Source organism: Stenotrophomonas rhizophila (assembly GCF_020857975.1).
Classification (GTDB): Bacteria; Pseudomonadota; Gammaproteobacteria; order Xanthomonadales; family Xanthomonadaceae; genus Stenotrophomonas; species Stenotrophomonas rhizophila_C.
Genome location: NZ_JACWUO010000017.1, coordinates 66,303 through 83,048 on the forward strand (window position 1 = coordinate 66,303; position 16,746 = coordinate 83,048).

At 68.1% G+C, this 16,746-nt stretch carries 13 protein-coding genes; 10 read left to right on the forward strand and 3 right to left on the reverse strand.

The window, feature by feature from the left end:
• The first annotated feature begins 21 nt into the window (after positions 1-21).
• From ilvG to leuB, 7 genes are all read left to right on the forward strand, one after another.
• Complete coding sequence (gene ilvG / locus IC535_RS14920; RefSeq protein ID WP_228887315.1) at positions 22-1,758, forward strand: acetolactate synthase 2 catalytic subunit; 1,737 nt, start codon at positions 22-24, stop codon at positions 1,756-1,758.
• Positions 1,742-2,002, forward strand: a complete 261-nt coding sequence (locus IC535_RS14925) for an ACT domain-containing protein (RefSeq protein ID WP_228887316.1) — start codon at positions 1,742-1,744, stop codon at positions 2,000-2,002. Before ilvG ends, IC535_RS14925 begins: the two co-directional genes overlap by 17 nt.
• Positions 2,003-2,212: 210 nt before the next feature.
• Positions 2,213-3,319 carry a threonine dehydratase gene (locus IC535_RS14930; RefSeq protein WP_228887317.1) on the forward strand — a complete coding sequence of 369 codons (1,107 nt, stop codon included), beginning with the start codon at positions 2,213-2,215 and terminating at the stop codon, positions 3,317-3,319.
• A gap of 2 nt (positions 3,320-3,321) precedes the next feature.
• Positions 3,322-4,869, forward strand: coding sequence for a 2-isopropylmalate synthase (locus IC535_RS14935; RefSeq protein ID WP_228887318.1), 1,548 nt, complete (start codon positions 3,322-3,324; stop codon positions 4,867-4,869).
• 39 nt (positions 4,870-4,908) lie between these two features.
• Entirely contained in the window at positions 4,909-6,330 is a 1,422-nt protein-coding gene (gene leuC, locus IC535_RS14940) for a 3-isopropylmalate dehydratase large subunit (RefSeq protein WP_228887319.1), read from the forward strand.
• Positions 6,330-6,908, forward strand: a complete 579-nt coding sequence (gene leuD / locus IC535_RS14945; RefSeq protein WP_228887320.1) for a 3-isopropylmalate dehydratase small subunit — start codon at positions 6,330-6,332, stop codon at positions 6,906-6,908. The genes leuC and leuD overlap by 1 nt, the downstream gene beginning before the upstream one ends.
• Complete coding sequence (leuB, locus tag IC535_RS14950; protein ID WP_228887321.1) at positions 6,898-7,962, forward strand: 3-isopropylmalate dehydrogenase; 1,065 nt, start codon at positions 6,898-6,900, stop codon at positions 7,960-7,962. The genes leuD and leuB overlap by 11 nt, the downstream gene beginning before the upstream one ends.
• Before the next feature lie 105 nt (positions 7,963-8,067).
• On the opposite strand, the gene IC535_RS14955 is transcribed toward leuB, so the two are convergent.
• The 3 genes from IC535_RS14955 to IC535_RS14965 all read right to left on the reverse strand — a co-directional run bounded on the left by IC535_RS14955 (position 8,068) and on the right by IC535_RS14965 (position 13,568).
• The gene (locus IC535_RS14955) at positions 8,068-9,102 is read right to left on the reverse strand and encodes a hypothetical protein (RefSeq protein WP_228887322.1); all 1,035 of its coding nucleotides are present in this window, start codon (positions 9,100-9,102) and stop codon (positions 8,068-8,070) included.
• 161 nt (positions 9,103-9,263) lie between these two features.
• Entirely contained in the window at positions 9,264-12,434 is a 3,171-nt protein-coding gene (locus IC535_RS14960) for an efflux RND transporter permease subunit (protein ID WP_324250482.1), read from the reverse strand.
• A 3-nt stretch (positions 12,435-12,437) separates the two neighbouring features.
• Positions 12,438-13,568 carry an efflux RND transporter periplasmic adaptor subunit gene (locus IC535_RS14965; protein ID WP_228887323.1) on the reverse strand — a complete coding sequence of 377 codons (1,131 nt, stop codon included), beginning with the start codon at positions 13,566-13,568 and terminating at the stop codon, positions 12,438-12,440.
• Positions 13,569-13,690: 122 nt separating this feature from the next.
• Here IC535_RS14965 and IC535_RS14970 point away from each other — a divergent pair, with 122 nt between their 5' ends.
• From IC535_RS14970 to IC535_RS14980, 3 genes are all read left to right on the forward strand, one after another.
• The gene (locus IC535_RS14970) at positions 13,691-14,362 is read left to right on the forward strand and encodes a TetR/AcrR family transcriptional regulator (RefSeq protein ID WP_228887324.1); all 672 of its coding nucleotides are present in this window, start codon (positions 13,691-13,693) and stop codon (positions 14,360-14,362) included.
• Positions 14,363-14,501: 139 nt separating this feature from the next.
• On the forward strand, positions 14,502-15,149 hold the full coding sequence (locus IC535_RS14975; protein ID WP_228887325.1) for a protein-L-isoaspartate O-methyltransferase family protein: 648 nt from the start codon (positions 14,502-14,504) through the stop codon (positions 15,147-15,149).
• 16 nt (positions 15,150-15,165) lie between these two features.
• Positions 15,166-16,527, forward strand: a complete 1,362-nt coding sequence (locus IC535_RS14980) for a TolC family outer membrane protein (protein ID WP_228887326.1) — start codon at positions 15,166-15,168, stop codon at positions 16,525-16,527.
• Positions 16,528-16,746 lie beyond the last annotated feature (219 nt).

Consider the following 16,746-nt stretch of genomic DNA (forward strand, 5'->3'; position numbering starts at 1 on the left):
CGCTTTCGTAAAGGTCACCGCATGAACACCTCCGCCCACAGCAGCGCGCCCCGCAACGGCGCACGCTGGTTGACGCAGGCCCTGGAAGCCGAAGGCGTGCACACGCTGTTCGGCTATCCGGGCGGCACCATCATGCCGTTCTATGACGCCCTGGTGGATTCGGGGCTGAAGCACATCCTGGTCCGCCACGAACAGGGCGCCGCCCTGGCCGCCAACGGATATGCACGCGCCAGCGGCCATGTCGGCGTGTGCGTGGCCACGTCCGGCCCGGGTGCGTCCAACCTGGTCACCGGCATCGCCGATGCGATGCTGGACTCGGTACCGATGGTCTGCATCACCGGCCAGGTCGCCACCCCGTTGCTGGGCACCGACGCGTTCCAGGAACTGGATGTGTTCGGGCTGACCCTGCCGATCGTCAAGCACAGCTGGCTGGTGCGCCGTGTCGAGGACCTGCCGCAGGTGGTCGCCGATGCGTTCCGGATCGCCCGCGAAGGGCGGCCCGGGCCGGTGCTGATCGACCTGCCCAAGGATGTACAGATCGCCGACGCCTCGCACCTGCCTGCGCATGTTCCGCAGGCGGTGAACCCGCCGCCGGCACCACAGGCGGACGCCATCGCGCAGGCGATCGCAGCGATCGCCACGGCTGAAAAGCCGGTGGTCTATGCCGGTGGTGGGGTCGCCCTGGGCGATGCGGTGGAGGACCTCCGTGCCTTCGTCGACGCCAGTGCGATTCCCACCGTGCTGACCCTGCGCGGGCTGGGTGCGCTACCGGCGCAGCACCCACACTACCTGGGCATGCTGGGCATGCATGGCACCCGCGCGGCCAACATGGCCGTGCAGGAAAGCGACCTGCTGGTGGTGGTGGGTGCGCGCTTCGACGACCGCGCCACTGGCAAGTTGAACGAGTTCGCCCCGTTCGCACGGGTCGTCCACATCGACGCCGATGCGTATGAAATCTCCAAGCTGCGTACTGCCGATGTGGCGGTGCCGGGCAACGTGGGCAGCGCGCTGCGCGCGTTGACCGCCGCCTGCGGCACGCCCACCCCGGCCCAGGACGGTTGGCGCAAACGCTGCAGCGGCCACCGCGAACGCTTCGCCGCGCGCTACGACGCGCCGGGCCAGAACATCTATGCCCCGGCGCTGCTCAAGCGCCTGAGCGAGCTGGCCCCGAGCGATGCGATCATCGCCTGCGATGTCGGCCAGCATCAGATGTGGGTGGCCCAGCACTGCCGTTTCAACCACCCGCGCAACCACCTGACCAGCGGCGCCCTGGGCACCATGGGCTTTGGCCTGCCGGCAGCGATGGGCGCGCAGTTCGCCTGCCCCGACCGCACCGTGGTGCTGGTTTCCGGCGACGGCAGCTTCATGATGAACGTGCAGGAGCTGGTCACCATCGCCCGCTGCCGCCTGCCGGTGAAGATCGTGCTGCTGGACAACAGTTCGCTGGGCATGGTGCGCCAGTGGCAGGAACTGTTCTTCGCCGAGCGGTACAGCGAGATCGACCTGTCCGACAACCCCGACTTCGCGGCGCTGGCGCAGGTGTTCGGCATTCCGGCCACCCGCATCGACACGCGCGACGATGTCGAAGGGGGCCTGGCCGCACTGCTGGCCCAGCCCGGCCCGGCGCTGCTGCACGTGGGCATCGATGCGCGCGCCAACGTGTGGCCGCTGGTGCCGCCCAACACCGCCAACAGCACCATGCTGGACAGCAACCCCGCACACCAGTCCCAGGAGTTCCCCAATGCAATACCGGCTTGACCTGGTGCTGACCCCGGCCGAAGGCGCGCTGCTGCGCGTGATCGGCATGGCCGAACGCCGCGGCTTCGCCCCGCGCGCGATCGCCGGCGCGCCCAATGCCGCCGACGCCGGCCGCTGGCACCTGCAACTGGTGGTGGACAGCGCGCGCCCGCCGGAGACCCTGCGCCGGCAGATCGAGAAAATCTACGACTGCGTGTCGGTGCGGATCAGCGCACTGGAACCCGGCCCCGGAGTATCGGCATGAACGCCCGCACCGTTGTCCCGGTGCCGGTACGGAGGAGTCTTCTCGAAGCACATGGATGTGCGAGTGGTGCGCGTGCAGGACGCACAAGGTCGCACCGTGCAGCACAGGGATGTGCAAATGGTGCGCGTGCGGGACGCACGACGTCGCACCACGACGGCATTCCGTTCCAGCGGCTTCCTGCGGCCGGCTGTCAGCGTGGTCCGCTGCGCCATGCCGGCTAGCCGCACTGCCCAGGAACCGGAGGTAGGCGACGTAAGCGTCGCCGACGTGCTGGCCGCGCAGGCGCGGCTGCGCCGCTACCTGCCGCCTACCCCGCTGCATTACGCCGAACGTTTCGGGGTCTGGCTGAAGCTGGAGAACCTGCAGCGCACCGGCTCCTACAAGGTGCGCGGGGCGTTGAACGCGCTGCTGGCCGGGCGCGAACGCGGCGACGACCGCCCGGTGATCTGCGCCTCGGCCGGCAACCACGCCCAGGGCGTGGCCTGGGCCGCCTACCGGCTGAATATCCCGGCGATCACGGTGATGCCGCACGGCGCACCGGCCACCAAGATCGCCGGCGTCGCCCATTGGGGCGCCACCGTGCGCCAGCACGGCAACAGCTATGACGAGGCCTATGCCTTCGCCCGGGCGCTGGCCGACCAGCACGGCTACCGCTTCCTGTCCGCTTTCGACGATCCGGACGTGATCGCCGGCCAGGGCACGCTGGGCATCGAACTGGCCCCGCATGCGCCGGACGTGGTGATCGTGCCGATCGGCGGCGGCGGGTTGGCCTCAGGCGTGGCGCTGGCACTGAAATCGCAGGGCGTGCGCATCGTCGGCGCGCAGGTCGAAGGGGTCGATTCGATGGCCCGCGCGATCCGCGGCGACGTCCGTGAAATCGCCCCGGTCGCTACCCTGGCCGACGGCGTCAAGGTGAAGATCCCCGGCTTCCTGACCCGCAAGCTGTGCAGCGCCCTGCTGGACGACGTGGTGATCGTGCGCGAGGCCGAGCTGCGCGAAACCCTGGTGCGGCTGGCGCTGGAAGAGCACGTGATCGCCGAAGGCGCCGGCGCGCTGGCGCTGGCCGCCGGCCGCCGCGTGGCCGGCAAGCGCAAGTGCGCGGTGGTCTCCGGCGGCAACATCGACGCCATGGTGCTGGCCCAGCTGCTGGCCGACATCCGCCCGCGGCCACCGCGCAAACCCCGCCGCCGCGCCAGCGAGCGCACGCGACCACCGCTAGCAACCGTGCTCGCCACACCCCCCGATTCTGTTCCGCATCCCATTCCTGCCATCCCTGCCATCCCATCCGACATTGCCGTCGAGGAGACCTCCTGGTGACCATGCCCAACTCCCCCCGCATCAGAATTTTCGATACCACCCTGCGCGACGGCGAGCAATCGCCCGGCTGCAGCATGTCCCCGCCGCAGAAGCTGGTGATGGCACGCGCCCTGGCCGAACTGGGCGTGGACATCATCGAAACCGGTTTCCCGGCCAGTTCGCAGTCCGACCGCGAGGCGATGAGCCTGATCGGCCGCGAGCTGCGCCAGACCACCCTGGCGGTGCTGTCGCGCTGCCTGGCCGGCGACATCGAGACCTCGGCCAAGGCGCTGGAAGCAGCCGCCAAGCCGCGCCTGCACCTGTTCCTGTCGACCAGCGCGCTGCACCGCGAGCACAAGCTGCGCATGAGCCGCGAGCAGGTGCTGGAATCGGTGCACAAGCATGTCAGCATGGCCTGCGGGTACGTCGACGACGTGGAGTTCTCGGCCGAGGATGCCACCCGCACCGAAGAGGACTTCCTGATCGAAGTGGCGCGCGTGGCGGTAGCCGCCGGCGCCACCACCATCAACCTGCCCGACACCGTCGGCTTCACCACCCCCGAGGAAATCCGCGGCATGTTCCAGCGGGTGATCGCCGGGGTGCCCGACAGCGACCGCATCATCTTCAGCGCGCATTGCCACAACGACCTGGGCCTGGCCGTGGCCAACTCGCTGGCCGCCATCGAAGGCGGCGCGCGCCAGGTGGAATGCACCATCAACGGCATCGGCGAGCGCGCCGGCAACTGCTCGCTGGAAGAGATCGCGATGGTATTGAAGGTACGCAATGCCTTCTACGAGGAAGACACCCGGATCAATACCCCGCGCCTGGTCGGCACCTCGCAGCTGCTGCAGCGGCTGGTCGGCATGCCGGTCCAGCGCAACAAGGCGATCGTGGGCGCCAATGCGTTCGCGCACGAATCGGGCATCCACCAGCACGGCATGCTGCGCCACCGCGGCACCTACGAAATCATGCGCCCCGAAGACGTGGGCTGGGAATCCTCGCAGATGGTGCTGGGCCGCCACAGCGGCCGCGCCGCGGTCGACCAGCGCCTGCGCGCGCTGGGCTTCTGGCTGGAAGAAGAAGAGCTGAAGCTGGTCTTCGAACAGTTCAAGGCGCTGTGCGAACAGCAGCGCGTGGTCACCGATGCCGACCTGCAGACCCTGATGCAGGGCAGCGCCACCCAGAACGGCTACCGGCTGGCCTCGATGACCATCAGCGATGTCGGCAGCCGCGCCAACGCGCTGGTGGAGCTGTCCGACCCGGACGGCAACCGCGTCGCCGAGACCGCCCAGGGCGATGGCCCGGTGGATGCGCTGTTCGGCGCGCTGTCGGCGGCCACCGGCGTGCAGCTGATGCTGGACAGCTACCACGTGCACAGCGTGGGCATCGGCGCCGATGCGCGTGGCGAAGCCAACCTGAGCGTGCGCCATGACGGCGTGGAGTACGAAGGCACCGGTACCAGCCGCGACATCATCGAAGCCTCGGCGCTGGCCTGGCTGGACGTGGCCAACCGCCTGCTGCGCCAGCGCAACGCGACGACCGAACAGCCCGCGGCGACCGCCGCGGCCTGAGCACCCATGAAGCACCCCGAACCGCAGCAAGGCCAGTCCATGACCCCAGCTCCCCGCACCCTGTACGACAAACTGTGGGATGCCCACGTCGTCGTTCCCGAGACCGACAGCGCGCCCGCCGTGCTGTACATCGACCTGCACCTGATCCATGAAGTGACCTCCCCGCAGGCCTTCACCGAACTGCGCGAGCGCAGCCTCTCCCCGCGCCGCCCGGACCGGACCAAGGCGACGATGGACCACTCCACCCCGACCCTGCCGGCCGGTGCCGACGGCAAGCTGCCCTACGCCAGCGCCGCCTCCGAAGCACAGGTGGCGATGCTGGCCGCCAACTGCGCCGAACATGGCATCGAACTGTTCGACCTGCAGTCGGCCAGCCGCGGCATCGTGCACGTGATCGCCCCCGAACAGGGCTTCACCCAGCCGGGCATGACCATCGTGTGCGGCGACAGCCACACCTCCACGCATGGCGCGTTCGGCGCCCTGGCGTTCGGCATCGGCACCAGCGAGGTGGGCCACGTGCTGGCTACCCAATGCCTGCTGCAACGCAAAGCCAGGACCATGGCGATCACGGTCGATGGCGTGCTGGCCCAGGGCGTCGGTGCCAAGGATGTGGTGCTGCACATCATCGGCGTGATCGGCGTCAACGGCGGCACCGGTCATGTGCTGGAGTTCCGTGGCAGCGCGATCGAGGCGATGGACATGGAGCAGCGCATGACGTTGTGCAACATGTCGATCGAAGCCGGGGCGCGTGCCGGCATGGTCGCCCCCGACCAGACCACCTTCGACTGGGTGGCCAACACCCCGCGCGGACCCAAGGGCGCCGACTTCGAGGCCGCCGTCAACGCGTGGTCGCAGCTGCGCAGCGATGTCGGTGCGCGCTTCGACGTGGAGGTCCACATCGATGCCGCCGACATCCGCCCGACCCTGACCTGGGGCACCCACCCCGGTACCGCGATCGCCGTGGACCAGCCGATTCCGGCGGCCAACGACGCTGCCGCGCAGAAGGGCCTGGACTACATGCACTTCCACGCCGGGCAGACCTTGGCCGGCACGCCGGTGGATGTGGTCTTCGTCGGTTCCTGCACCAACGGCCGCCTGAGCGACATGCGCGAAGTGGCGCAGGTGCTGCAGGGCCGCCGCGTCGCCCCGAGCGTACGCATGCTGGTGGTGCCGGGCTCGGAAATCGTCAAGCGCCAGGCCGAAGCCGAAGGCATCGATGTGGTCGTGCGCGCGGCCGGTGCCGAATGGCGGGAGCCGGGCTGCTCGATGTGCATCGCCATGAACGGCGATCTGGTCGCGCCGGGGCAACTGGCGGTCAGCACCAGCAACCGCAATTTCGAAGGCCGCCAAGGGCCCGGCTCGCGCACCCTGCTGGCCTCGCCGATGACGGCCGCCTGGGCCGCGGTGAACGGCCGCGTGGCCGACCCACGCGAACTGTATGCCACGCTGGAGGTGGCCTGATGAGCGGCTTCCGTACCCTGACCTCGACCAGCGTGGTGCTGCGCGAGACCAACATCGATACCGACCAGATCATTCCGGCGCGCTTTCTGTCCACCACCGAGCGGGTCGGCCTGGGCAAGCACGCCTTCAACGACTGGCGCTGGCAGGCCGATGGCACGCCCAACCCGGTATTCGCCTTCAACCAGCCGCACAATGCCGGGCGCAGCATCCTGCTGGCCGGGCGCAATTTCGGCTGCGGCTCTTCGCGCGAACATGCGCCGTGGGCGCTGGCCGACCTGGGCCTGCGCGCGATCGTCAGCAGCGAGATCGCCGACATCTTCCGCGGCAATTCGTTGAAGAACGGCCTGCTGCCGATCGTGCTGGACGAAGCCGATGTGCAGACGCTGATGCAGCGCCCGGACGACGAACTGACCATCGATGTGGCCGCGCGCGAACTGCGCACGCCCGATGGGCGCGTGTATGCCTTCCCGCTGGACGGTTTCTCGCAGACCTGCCTGCTGGAAGGCGTGGACCAATTGGGTTATCTGTTGGGCCGTACCCCTGACATTGAACGTTACGAGAGTGAACATGCACGCTGAGATTGTCGTATTGCCGGGTGACGGCATCGGTCCGGAAGTTGCCGCTGCCGCCGTGGCGGTGCTGGAGGCCGTCGCCACCCGTTTCGGGCACACCTTCGGGTTCCAGGAACACGACATCGGTGGCATCGCCATCGATCGCCACGGCGAGCCGCTGCCGGCCACCACGCTGGATGCGTGTCGCAAGGCAGACGCTATCCTGCTCGGCGCGGTGGGCGGGCCGAAGTGGTCCGATCCCAACGCCGAGGTCCGGCCGGAACAAGGCCTGCTGGCGATCCGCAAGGCGCTGGGGCTGTACGCCAACCTGCGCCCGGTGCGCACGCACGCGGCCGCGCTCGGCGCCTCGCCGATCAAGGCCGAACTGCTGGAAGGCGTGGACTTCGTCGTCGTGCGCGAACTGACCGGCGGCATCTATTTCGGTGAGAAGACCCGCACCGTCGATAGCGCCAGCGACCTGTGCAGCTACAGCGTGGGCGAGATCGAGCGCGTGCTGCGCACCGCCTTCCGGCTGGCGCAGACCCGCCGCGGCAAGGTCACCTCGGTGGACAAGGCCAACGTGCTGGAAACCTCGCGCCTGTGGCGCGACGTCGCCGCGCGGATCGGCCGCGAAGAATTCCCGGAGATCGCGCTGGAGCACCAGCTGGTCGATTCGATGGCCATGCACCTGCTGGCCAAGCCGCGCGAGTACGACGTGATCGTGACCGAGAACATGTTCGGCGACATCCTCACCGATGAGGCCTCGATGCTGGCCGGCTCGCTCGGCCTGCTGCCGTCGGCGTCGCTGGGCGAGCCTGGCGCGGTGGGCATCTACGAACCCATCCACGGCTCGGCCCCGGACATCGCCGGCAAGGGCATCGCCAACCCCTACGCCACCATCTTCAGCGCGGCGATGCTGCTGCGCCATTCACTGGGGCTGGAAAACGAAGCGGCTGCCGTGGAAGCAGCCGTGCATGCGGCGCTGGATGCCGGCGTGTTCACCGCCGACCTGGCCGCCAAGGGCGCGGCGGTGAGCACCACCCAGGCAACCGATACGGTGCTGGCGCGCCTGCGCGGGTGAGCGCCGTACCGACCGTTGGTCGGCACATCCCACCAGGCACGCGGCGGATTCCACGGGCGCGGATGCAGCGTACCGACCAACGGTCGGTACCTGCCGCGGCGTGGGTCAGTTGTCGATCGTGACGCGCTGGCCGTACATGCAGCCGACCAGGGTGTCTACGCCGTCACGTTGAAGTACCACGAGACTTCGGGACACCTGGCGGCCAGCGTCCTGGTTGCTGGACAGTTCCTTTTCCCACAACCCGTCGCTGGACCGGTCGGCGGCGGTCATGCCAGCGCCGCTCACGGCCTGCCCCGTGGCACCCGGATCCATCAGGCCAGCGAACAATCCCATGCCCAGCGCGACCCTACGCGTCGGGACACCCTGGATGCGGATGGGATCGAACAGCGTCGCCACGTAGAGCTCGCCGCTGTCGCGCGAGGCCATGCTCTGGAGCTGCGCCGGCCACGCCTCCTGGCCAGCCTCCAATGCCAGGTTCCAGAACGCCTCCACCCGTTCCAGCGCTTCCGGGGATGCCCGGCATTCCGCCGCGGCGGCCAGATCATGCGCGTCGGCGACGGGCTGGCGGCGCGCGGGAGCCGCCTCGTCGCCCTGCTCACCGGACAGATCACAGCCCAGCCGGTAGCCGTCGCCATCGCTACGCACGACGACCGCGGCGGGCCGCGGCGCCTCCCCTGCTACGACGGGCGACGACCAGACGCGGAAGGGCTCGCGCAGGGAACTGGAGCGCAGGCGCAAGGCGTGCGCGGCCACGATGCGTTCGCGCTGGAGGTCATTGATCGGCATCGAGAAGTCCCCGGCTTCAATGAACAAACGCCGGGTTGTGACGCCCTGCGCCGTCACCGCGGTCGGCATGTCGAGGGTGGTCACCGGATGATCCTCGTCACCACTGCGTTCAAACCGCCACCCACGCAGATGGGCGGGGCGTTGCTGTGCATCGCCATACATCGCCGCGCGCAGTGCTTTACCTACCGTCTGCCTGGTCATCGGGTCTGCCCTGCATTCCAGGATGGCAACCAGGTCGCGCTGGAAGGTGGTCGCCGCGCTCGCATCGGCGGGCGACGCGGTGACGCTGGCACAGGCCAGCAGAAGTGCAAAGGCGACGATGGCCGGTGGCAGGCAGACAGAAGGAGTGGACATGGCAGGGGGTACATCGACAAGGTGCAATCGCCCATTGTCCTGCCTGCGCGTGGCCTGAGCCATGGGCAGGTGCGCCACGTTCAATGCGGAGGCGCAGCCGGGGGCAGCCGGGCAGTGCCCGGCGCCAGGCGGGGCCGACGTTGCGTCGGCCCCGGAAAACATCAGCCTTCCGTGGTCTTCACCTCATCCGGCTTCACCCGGAACCACGCCGCATACAGCGCCGGCAGGAATACCAGGGTCAGTACGGTGCCGACGATCAGGCCGCCCATGATCGAGATCGCCATCGAGCCGTAGAACGCGCTGCGCGACAGCGGGATCATCGCCAGCACCGCCGCCAGCGCGGTCAGCACGATCGGGCGGAAGCGGCGCACGGTGGCGTCGATGATGGCGTGCCAGCGGTCGTGGCCGGCGTCGATGTCCTGCTGGATCTGGTCGATCAGGATCACCGAGTTGCGCATGATCATGCCCGCCAATGCGATCGTGCCGAGCAAGGCCACGAAGCCGAACGGCGCGCGGAACAGCAGCAGGAACAAGGTGGCGCCGATGATGCCCAGCGGCGCGGTGACCAGCACCATCGCCGCACGCGAGAAGCTGCGCAGCTGCAGCATCAGCAATGTGGCCACCACGATCAGGAACAGCGGCATGCCGGCCTTGATCGAATCCTGGCCGCGGGTGGAATCCTCCACCGTGCCGCCGGTTTCAAGCAGGTAGCCGGACGGCAGGTCGGCACGGATGCCCTCCAGCGTCGGCAGGATCTGCTGCACCACGTCCAGCGGCTGCATCGCATCGGCGATGTCGGCGCGTACGGTCACCGTCGGCAGGCGGTTGCGGTGCCAGATGATGCCATCCTCGAACACGTACTCCAGGCGCGCCACCTGCGACAGCGTCACCGAGGTGCCGCTGGCGGTCGGAATGGCCAGGCTGCCGAGCATGTCCAGCCGCACACGCTCGTTGTCCGGGCCACGCAGCAGCATCTCGATCAGGCGGTTGCCCTCCCGGTAGGTGCTCACGCTCATGCCCGACAACGATGTGCCCAGCAGCTGGCTCACCTGCGCGCTGCTCACGCCCAGCGCGCGTGCACGGTCCTGGTCGAGCACCAGCCGTACCACTTTGCTCGGCTCGCTCCAGTCCAGGTTGACGTTCATCACGTGCGGGTTTGCGCGCACCTTGGCTTCCACCTGCCGGGCAATGGCCTGCACCTGCTCGATATGTTCGCCGGAGATGCGCATCTGCACCGGGTAGCCGACCGGAGGACCATTCTCCAGGCGGGTCACGCGCATCTGCACGTCCGGGAACTGCGGAATCACGTCCTTGAGCAGCCAGGCGCGGGTCGCCTCGCGTGCCTTGGCATTCTCGGTCAGCACCACGAACTGCGAGAAGTTGGTGGCCGGCAGCTGCTGGTCCAACGGCAGGTAGAAGCGCGGCGAGCCGGTGCCGACGTAGGCCACATAGTTGCTGATGCCCTCGCGGCCCTTGAGCAGCTTTTCCAGCTTGGCCGCCTGTGCCTGGGTGGCCTGCAGCGAGGCGCCCTCGGCCAGTTCGATGTCCACCATCAGTTCCGGGCGTGTCGAATCCGGGAAGAACTGCTGCGGTACGAAGCGGAAGATCAGCAGCGAGAACACGAACAGCGCCGCGGTTGCCGCGATCACCCACCAGCGGTGGCGCAGGCAGGTATCCAGGAACGCGCGGAAGCGGGTGTAGAACGGCCGCTGGTACGGATCGTGGTCATGCGCATGTTCCTTCGGCGCGATCCAGCGTGCGAGCGCGGGGCGACGCTCGGCCCACTGCAGGCGCCTGGCGCGCCAGCGCCCGGCCAGGCTGTCCGGCTTGGGCGGGGTCCGGTTGAACAGGTCCGGCAGCATCTTGTCGCCCAGGTACGGGATGAACAGCACTGCGGCGATCCACGACACCACCAGCGCGATGGTCACCACCTGGAACAGCGAACGGGTGTATTCACCGGTACTGGATGCGGCGGTGGCGATCGGCAGGAAGCCGGCGGCGGTGATCAGCGTACCGGTCAGCATCGGGAAGGCGGTCGATTCCCAGGCAAAGCTGGCCGCGCGTAACCGGTCGTAGCCCTGCTCCATCTTGGTGGCCATCATCTCCACCGCGATGATCGCATCGTCCACCAGCAGGCCCAGCGCCAGCACCAGCGCGCCGAGCGAAATCTTGTGCAGGCCGATGTCGAAGTAATGCATGACGAAGAAGGTCATCGCCAGCACCAGCGGGATGGTCACGCCCACCACCAGGCCGGTGCGCAGGCCCAGCGAGAAGAAGCTGACCAGCAGCACGATCACCACCGCCTCGGTGAGCACCTGCACGAATTCGCCCACGGACTCTTCCACCGCATGCGGCTGGTCGGAGACCTTGCGCAGCTGCATGCCGGCCGGCAGGGTCTTCTGCAGGCGTTCGAACTCGGCATCCAGGGTACTGCCCAGTTTGAGGATGTCGCCGCCGTCCTTCATCGCCACGGCGATGCCGATCGCATCTTCGCCCATGAAGCGCATCTTCGGCGACGCCGGATCGGCAAAACCGCGTTTGATCTCGGCGATGTCGCCCAGATGAATGGTGCGGTCGCCGGCCTGGATCGGGAAGCTGCGGATGTCCTCCACGTTCTGGAACTGACCGGTGACGCGCAGCTGCACCCGGTCCGTCGGGGTTTCAAAGAAACTGGTGGCGGAAATGGCATTCTGGTCGGCCAATGCCTGTTGCACCTGCTGCAGCGACACGCCCAGCGTGGCCAGCTTGGTGTTGGACAGTTCGATCCAGACCTTCTCGTCCTGCAGGCCTTCCAGCTCGATCTTGCCCACGTCCGGCACCCGCTGCAGTTCCAGCTGGATGCGGTCGGCGTAGTCGCGCATCACCGCGTAGTCGAAGCCCTGCCCGGTCAACGCGTAGATGTTGCCGAAGGTGTCGCCGAATTCGTCGTTGAAGAATGGGCCGACGATTTCGCGCGGCAGGGTCGGCTTGATGTCGCCCACGCGCTTGCGCACCTGGTACCACAGGTCCGGAATCTGCTTGGAGCGCAGGCTGTCGCGGGCCACGAAGATCACCTGCGATTCGCCCGGGCGCGAGTAGGAGCGGATGAACTCGTACTGCCCGGTGTTCAGCAGCGCCTTTTCGATCGGCTCGGTGACCTGGCGTGAGACCTGTTCGGCGGTGGCGCCGGGCCACATGGTGCGCACCACCATCACCTTGAAGGTGAACGGTGGATCCTCGGACTGGCCCAGGTGCTTGTACGACCATGCGCCGATGATGGCGAAGGCCAGCATCGCAAACAGCACCAGCGGGCGGTTGCCCAACGCCCATTCGGAGAGATTGAAGCGGCGCACGGATCAGTGCCCCTTGCCGGTGGCGGCCGGCGTGGCCGCCGGTGCCAGCACCGGGCGGTTCTGGCGGTCGACCGCAGTCACCTGCTGGCCCTCGCGCAGCAGGTGACCACCGGCAGCGACCACCCAATCGGTGGCAACCACCCCGGACAGCACCGGCACTGCCGATGCGCCATAGGCCCCCACCGTTACCGGGGTGGCCTTGAGTGCGCCGGTGCCGGGGTTGACCACCCACACGCTGGCCTTGCCGTCGGCGCCGCGCAGTACTGCGGCCAACGGCAGCTGCAGCGTGCCGGTGCGGCCGGCGCTGGCAAACACCCGCGCACTCTGCCCCAGTTCCACTTCGCCCAGGGCTTCGGCGGCCAGGCTGACCCGGGCCGCATAGGTGCGGGCCTGCGCATCGGCGGCCGGGGCGATCTCGCGGATGCTGCCGGGCAGCAGCTGGCCCGGGCGGTTCCACAGTTCGACCTGGACCGGCTGGCCGATCCGGTAATCGCGGATGCTGCTTTCCGGCAGCGCGATCAGCACCTCGCGGCCACCGTCGGCGGCCAGGGTGAACACGGTCTGCCCGGCACTGACCACCTGCCCGGCCTCGGCCTGGCGGCTGGCGATCACGCCATCGGCCGGCGCGCGCAGCTGGGCGTACTGCGCCTGGTTGCGGGCCACGGCCAGGTTGGCGCGGGCGGCATTGGCCTGGCCCAGCGCGGCCTTGTAGGCGGCGGTCTGGCTGTCCAGCGCCGAGCGGCTGACCAGTTGGTCCTCGGCCAACTTGGCATAGCGTTTCTGCTCATCGCGGGCGCGCACCAGGTCGGCCTCGGCGGCGGCCAGCTGGGCCTGCGATGCGCTGGCCTGGGAGGCGTAGTCGGCCGCGTCCAGTTCGGCCAGCAGCTCGCCCTTGCGCACGCGCTGGCCGGCGTCGACATGGCGCTTGACCAGGTTGCCGCCAACCCGGAACGACAGCGGGCTCTCCTGGCGGGCACGCACTTCGCCCGGATACGCGGCCGCTTCCTGCCCGGCCACGGTGCCCGGGTGCACCACCAGCACCGGAATGGCCGCCGCCGGCTCGGCATCCTGCTTGCCGCACGCCGCCAGCATCACCATCAGCAAACCACCGCCTACCCAACGCATGCTTTTCATGAGCTACAGGACCTGAGAAGAAATCTGGAAGAAGGCGACCGCAACATACTGTTGCAGCACCGCCAATAGTGAACCAGTCGGTATAGTATAAATATCGAACCGATTGGTCTAGTATTGTTTGCATGACCGATCCAAGCCTCCCCCTTCCGCCGGACAAGCCCGCCACCAAGGCCTCCGGGCCGGGCCGCCCGAAGGACCTGGGCAAGCGTGCGGCCATCCTCGGGGCGGCCAAGGCCTTGTTCGTTGAGCAGGGCTACAACGGGGTCAGCATGGACAGCATCGCCGCCCAGGCAGGCGTCTCCAAACTGACCGTTTACAGCCATTTCGGCGACAAAGAAACCCTTTTCACCGAAGCTGTGCAGGCCACCTGCGCCGAAATGCTGCCCGATGCGCTGTTTGTGACCGACGCCAAAGCGCCGCTGCGCGACCAGCTGGAGGGCATCGGCCTGGCCTTCTTCAGCATGATCACCTCCGCCGAGGCGGTGGCGGTGCAGCGGGTGATGATGGCCCCGGACACCGACGACCGCCTGCGCGAGATGTTCTGGGTGGCCGGCCCGCAACGCACCACCGAAGCCCTGGCCGAGCTGCTGCGTGCCCGGGTGGCCTGCGGCGAACTGGAGATCGACGACTGCCAGACCGCCGCGCTGCAGTTGATGACCCTGATCAAAGGCGAGCTGCATACGCATATGATGTGCGGGCTGCGCCCGGCCCCGGCCGACTGCGATGCCGACGCGCACGTCCGTGCCAGCGTCGCGTTCTTCCTGAGGGCGTACACACCACGCTCCAGGCCGTGACAGCAATATGAATGGACCGGAGGTCGCGGTGACTTCCGGCACTGCGACCCCGACGCGGCGGCAGCGATGCTTTGATCGCGCCGCCGGCTCCCGGCACCGGTAAAATGGCCGGCCCCCTGCGCTGGATTAGAAGAAGCCCATGACGATCGATTACTCCCACGCCCGCGAACTGATGGTCGAACAACAGATCCGTCCCTGGGACGTACTGGAAATTCGCGTGCTCGATGTACTGGCACGTTTGCCGCGGGAGGCGTTCGTCGCCGAATCGCACCGGGCCCTGGCCTACGCCGACATCGAACTGCCGCTGGGCCTGGGGCAGAAGATGATGAAGCCGGTGATCGAGGGCCGCACCCTGCAGGCGCTGGACCTGCAGCCGGGCGATGAAGTGCTGGAAATCGGCACCGGCAGCGGCTACCTGAGCGCCTGCATGGGCGAGCTGGCGCGCGACGTGCTGAGCCTGGAGATCGAACCGGAACTGGCCGCCACCGCGCGTGCGCGCCTGGATGCCGCCGGCCTGGGCAACAACGTGCGCATCGAGACCGCCGACGCGCTGAGCTGGAACACCGAACGCCGCTTCGATGCGATCTGCGTGACCGCCGCGGTGGACACCATCCCGTCACGTTTCGCCCAGTGGCTGCGTCCCGGTGGCCGCCTGTTCGTGATCCGCGGCCGTTCGCCGGTGATGGAAGCGGTGCTGGTCCAGGCCGATGGCAGCCTTGAATCCCTGTTTGAAACCGATATCGACTACCTGCGCGGTGCCGCTCCGGCGCCCCAGTTCCAACTCTGAGTCCAAGGAAGCCGCAATGATCCGCCGATCCCTCGCTATTGCGCTGGCCGCCGCCCTGCTGCCGATGACCGCCTCTGCCGCCGACCTGCTGCAGGTCTACGAAATGGCGCGCAACGGCGATCCGCAGCTGTCTGCAGCCGAATCGACCCGTCTGTACGACAAGGAAGGCGCCGTGCAGGCGCGTGCCGCGCTGCTGCCGCAGCTCAACGGCGAGGCGTCGATCAACCGCAGCCGCACCAACCCCAACCACGACCTCAGCTCGAACTCGATCACCAGCAAGAGCCGCAACTACACGGTCAATGGCAGCCAGACCCTGTTCAACTGGTCGCAGTTCGCCAACCTGCGCTCGCAGCGCGAGCTGAGCCGGGCGGCGGACTTCACCCTGGATTCGGCCAACGACGATCTGATCGTGCGCAGCTCGGCGGCGTACTTCAACGTGCTGGTGGCGATCGAATCGTTGTCGGCGGCGCAGACCAACGAGGCCGCCGCGAAGAAGCAGTTCGACTTCGCCGACAAGCGCCTGGAAGTGGGCCTGGCGCCGATCACCGACGTGCATGAAGCGCGCGCCCAGTACGACCAGGCCCGCGCCAACACCATCATTGCGCAGAACACCCTGGCCGACGCCTACCAGGCGCTGACCGAACTGACCGGCCAGCCGGTCACCGACCTACGCGCGCTGCCGGCCGATTTCCGCCCGGAACTGCCGGCCAAGTACGCCAGCGTCGACCAACTGGTTGGTGAGGCGGTCGGGCAGAACCCGGCGCTGAAGGCGCAGGAACTGAAGGTCAACGCGGCTGAGCAGGGCGTGTCGGCCGCGCGTGGCGCGCACTACCCGACCCTGTCGCTGGGTGCCAGCGCCGGCAAGTCGGCCAGCTGGGGCGATGTGGTCGGCGACAACGGCAGCTTCAGCCCGGACCGCCGTACCAACAGCATCGGCCTGACCTTGAACGTGCCGATCTTCTCCGGCGGCGCCACCCAGTCCGGCGTGCGCCAGGCCCTGGCCCAGCGCGATATCGCCCAGGACGGCTACGAGCAGCAGAAGCGCGCGCTGGACCGCAACACCCGCAATGCCTACCAGACCCTGGTGGCGGGCATCAGCGAAGTGGAAGCGCGCCGCCTGGCCGTGGTATCGGCGCAGAGCGCCTATGACGCCTCGCAGGTGGGCCTGGAAGTGGGTACCCGCACCGTGCTGGACGTGATCCAGAACCAGCGCATCCTGTTCTCGGCGCAGCTGGACTACGCGCAGGCCCGTTACAACTTCCTGCAGAACCGCCTGCAGCTGGGCCAGGCCGTCGGCACGCTGGACATCGCCGACCTGCAGGACATCAACCGCCTGCTGACCCAGACCGCCGCCACGCCGAGCACCCAGGCCAACTGAGTGCGGCGCTAGCGCGGAACCGGAAGCCACCCGAAAGGGTGGCTTTTTTTTGCTTGCTCGGCTATTTGCTGGGCTACAGGCCGTCAATGTCATGCACTGTTGGGATACGCCGACGGTAGTGCGGCCGCTGCCCGGATGCTGTTGCTGTTGCTGTTGCTGTTGCTGTTGCTGTTGCTGTTGCTGTTGCTGTTGCTGTTGCTGTTGCTGTTGCTGTTGCTG

Excerpts from the sequence above, each read along its gene's own strand:
- leuB (WP_228887321.1), top strand. The coding sequence starts at position 6,898 with ATGCACGCTGAGATTGTCGTATTGCCGGGTGACGGCATCGGTCCGGAA.
- leuD (WP_228887320.1), top strand. The coding sequence starts at position 6,330 with ATGAGCGGCTTCCGTACCCTGACCTCGACCAGCGTGGTGCTGCGCGAG.
- IC535_RS14965 (WP_228887323.1), bottom strand. The coding sequence starts at position 13,568 with ATGAAAAGCATGCGTTGGGTAGGCGGTGGTTTGCTGATGGTGATGCTG.
- IC535_RS14970 (WP_228887324.1), top strand. The coding sequence starts at position 13,691 with ATGACCGATCCAAGCCTCCCCCTTCCGCCGGACAAGCCCGCCACCAAG.
- IC535_RS14925 (WP_228887316.1), top strand. The coding sequence starts at position 1,742 with ATGCAATACCGGCTTGACCTGGTGCTGACCCCGGCCGAAGGCGCGCTG.
- IC535_RS14980 (WP_228887326.1), top strand. The coding sequence starts at position 15,166 with ATGATCCGCCGATCCCTCGCTATTGCGCTGGCCGCCGCCCTGCTGCCG.
- leuC (WP_228887319.1), top strand. The coding sequence starts at position 4,909 with ATGACCCCAGCTCCCCGCACCCTGTACGACAAACTGTGGGATGCCCAC.
- IC535_RS14955 (WP_228887322.1), bottom strand. The coding sequence starts at position 9,102 with ATGTCCACTCCTTCTGTCTGCCTGCCACCGGCCATCGTCGCCTTTGCA.
- ilvG (WP_228887315.1), top strand. The coding sequence starts at position 22 with ATGAACACCTCCGCCCACAGCAGCGCGCCCCGCAACGGCGCACGCTGG.
- IC535_RS14975 (WP_228887325.1), top strand. The coding sequence starts at position 14,502 with ATGACGATCGATTACTCCCACGCCCGCGAACTGATGGTCGAACAACAG.
- IC535_RS14930 (WP_228887317.1), top strand. The coding sequence starts at position 2,213 with ATGCCGGCTAGCCGCACTGCCCAGGAACCGGAGGTAGGCGACGTAAGC.
- IC535_RS14935 (WP_228887318.1), top strand. The coding sequence starts at position 3,322 with ATGCCCAACTCCCCCCGCATCAGAATTTTCGATACCACCCTGCGCGAC.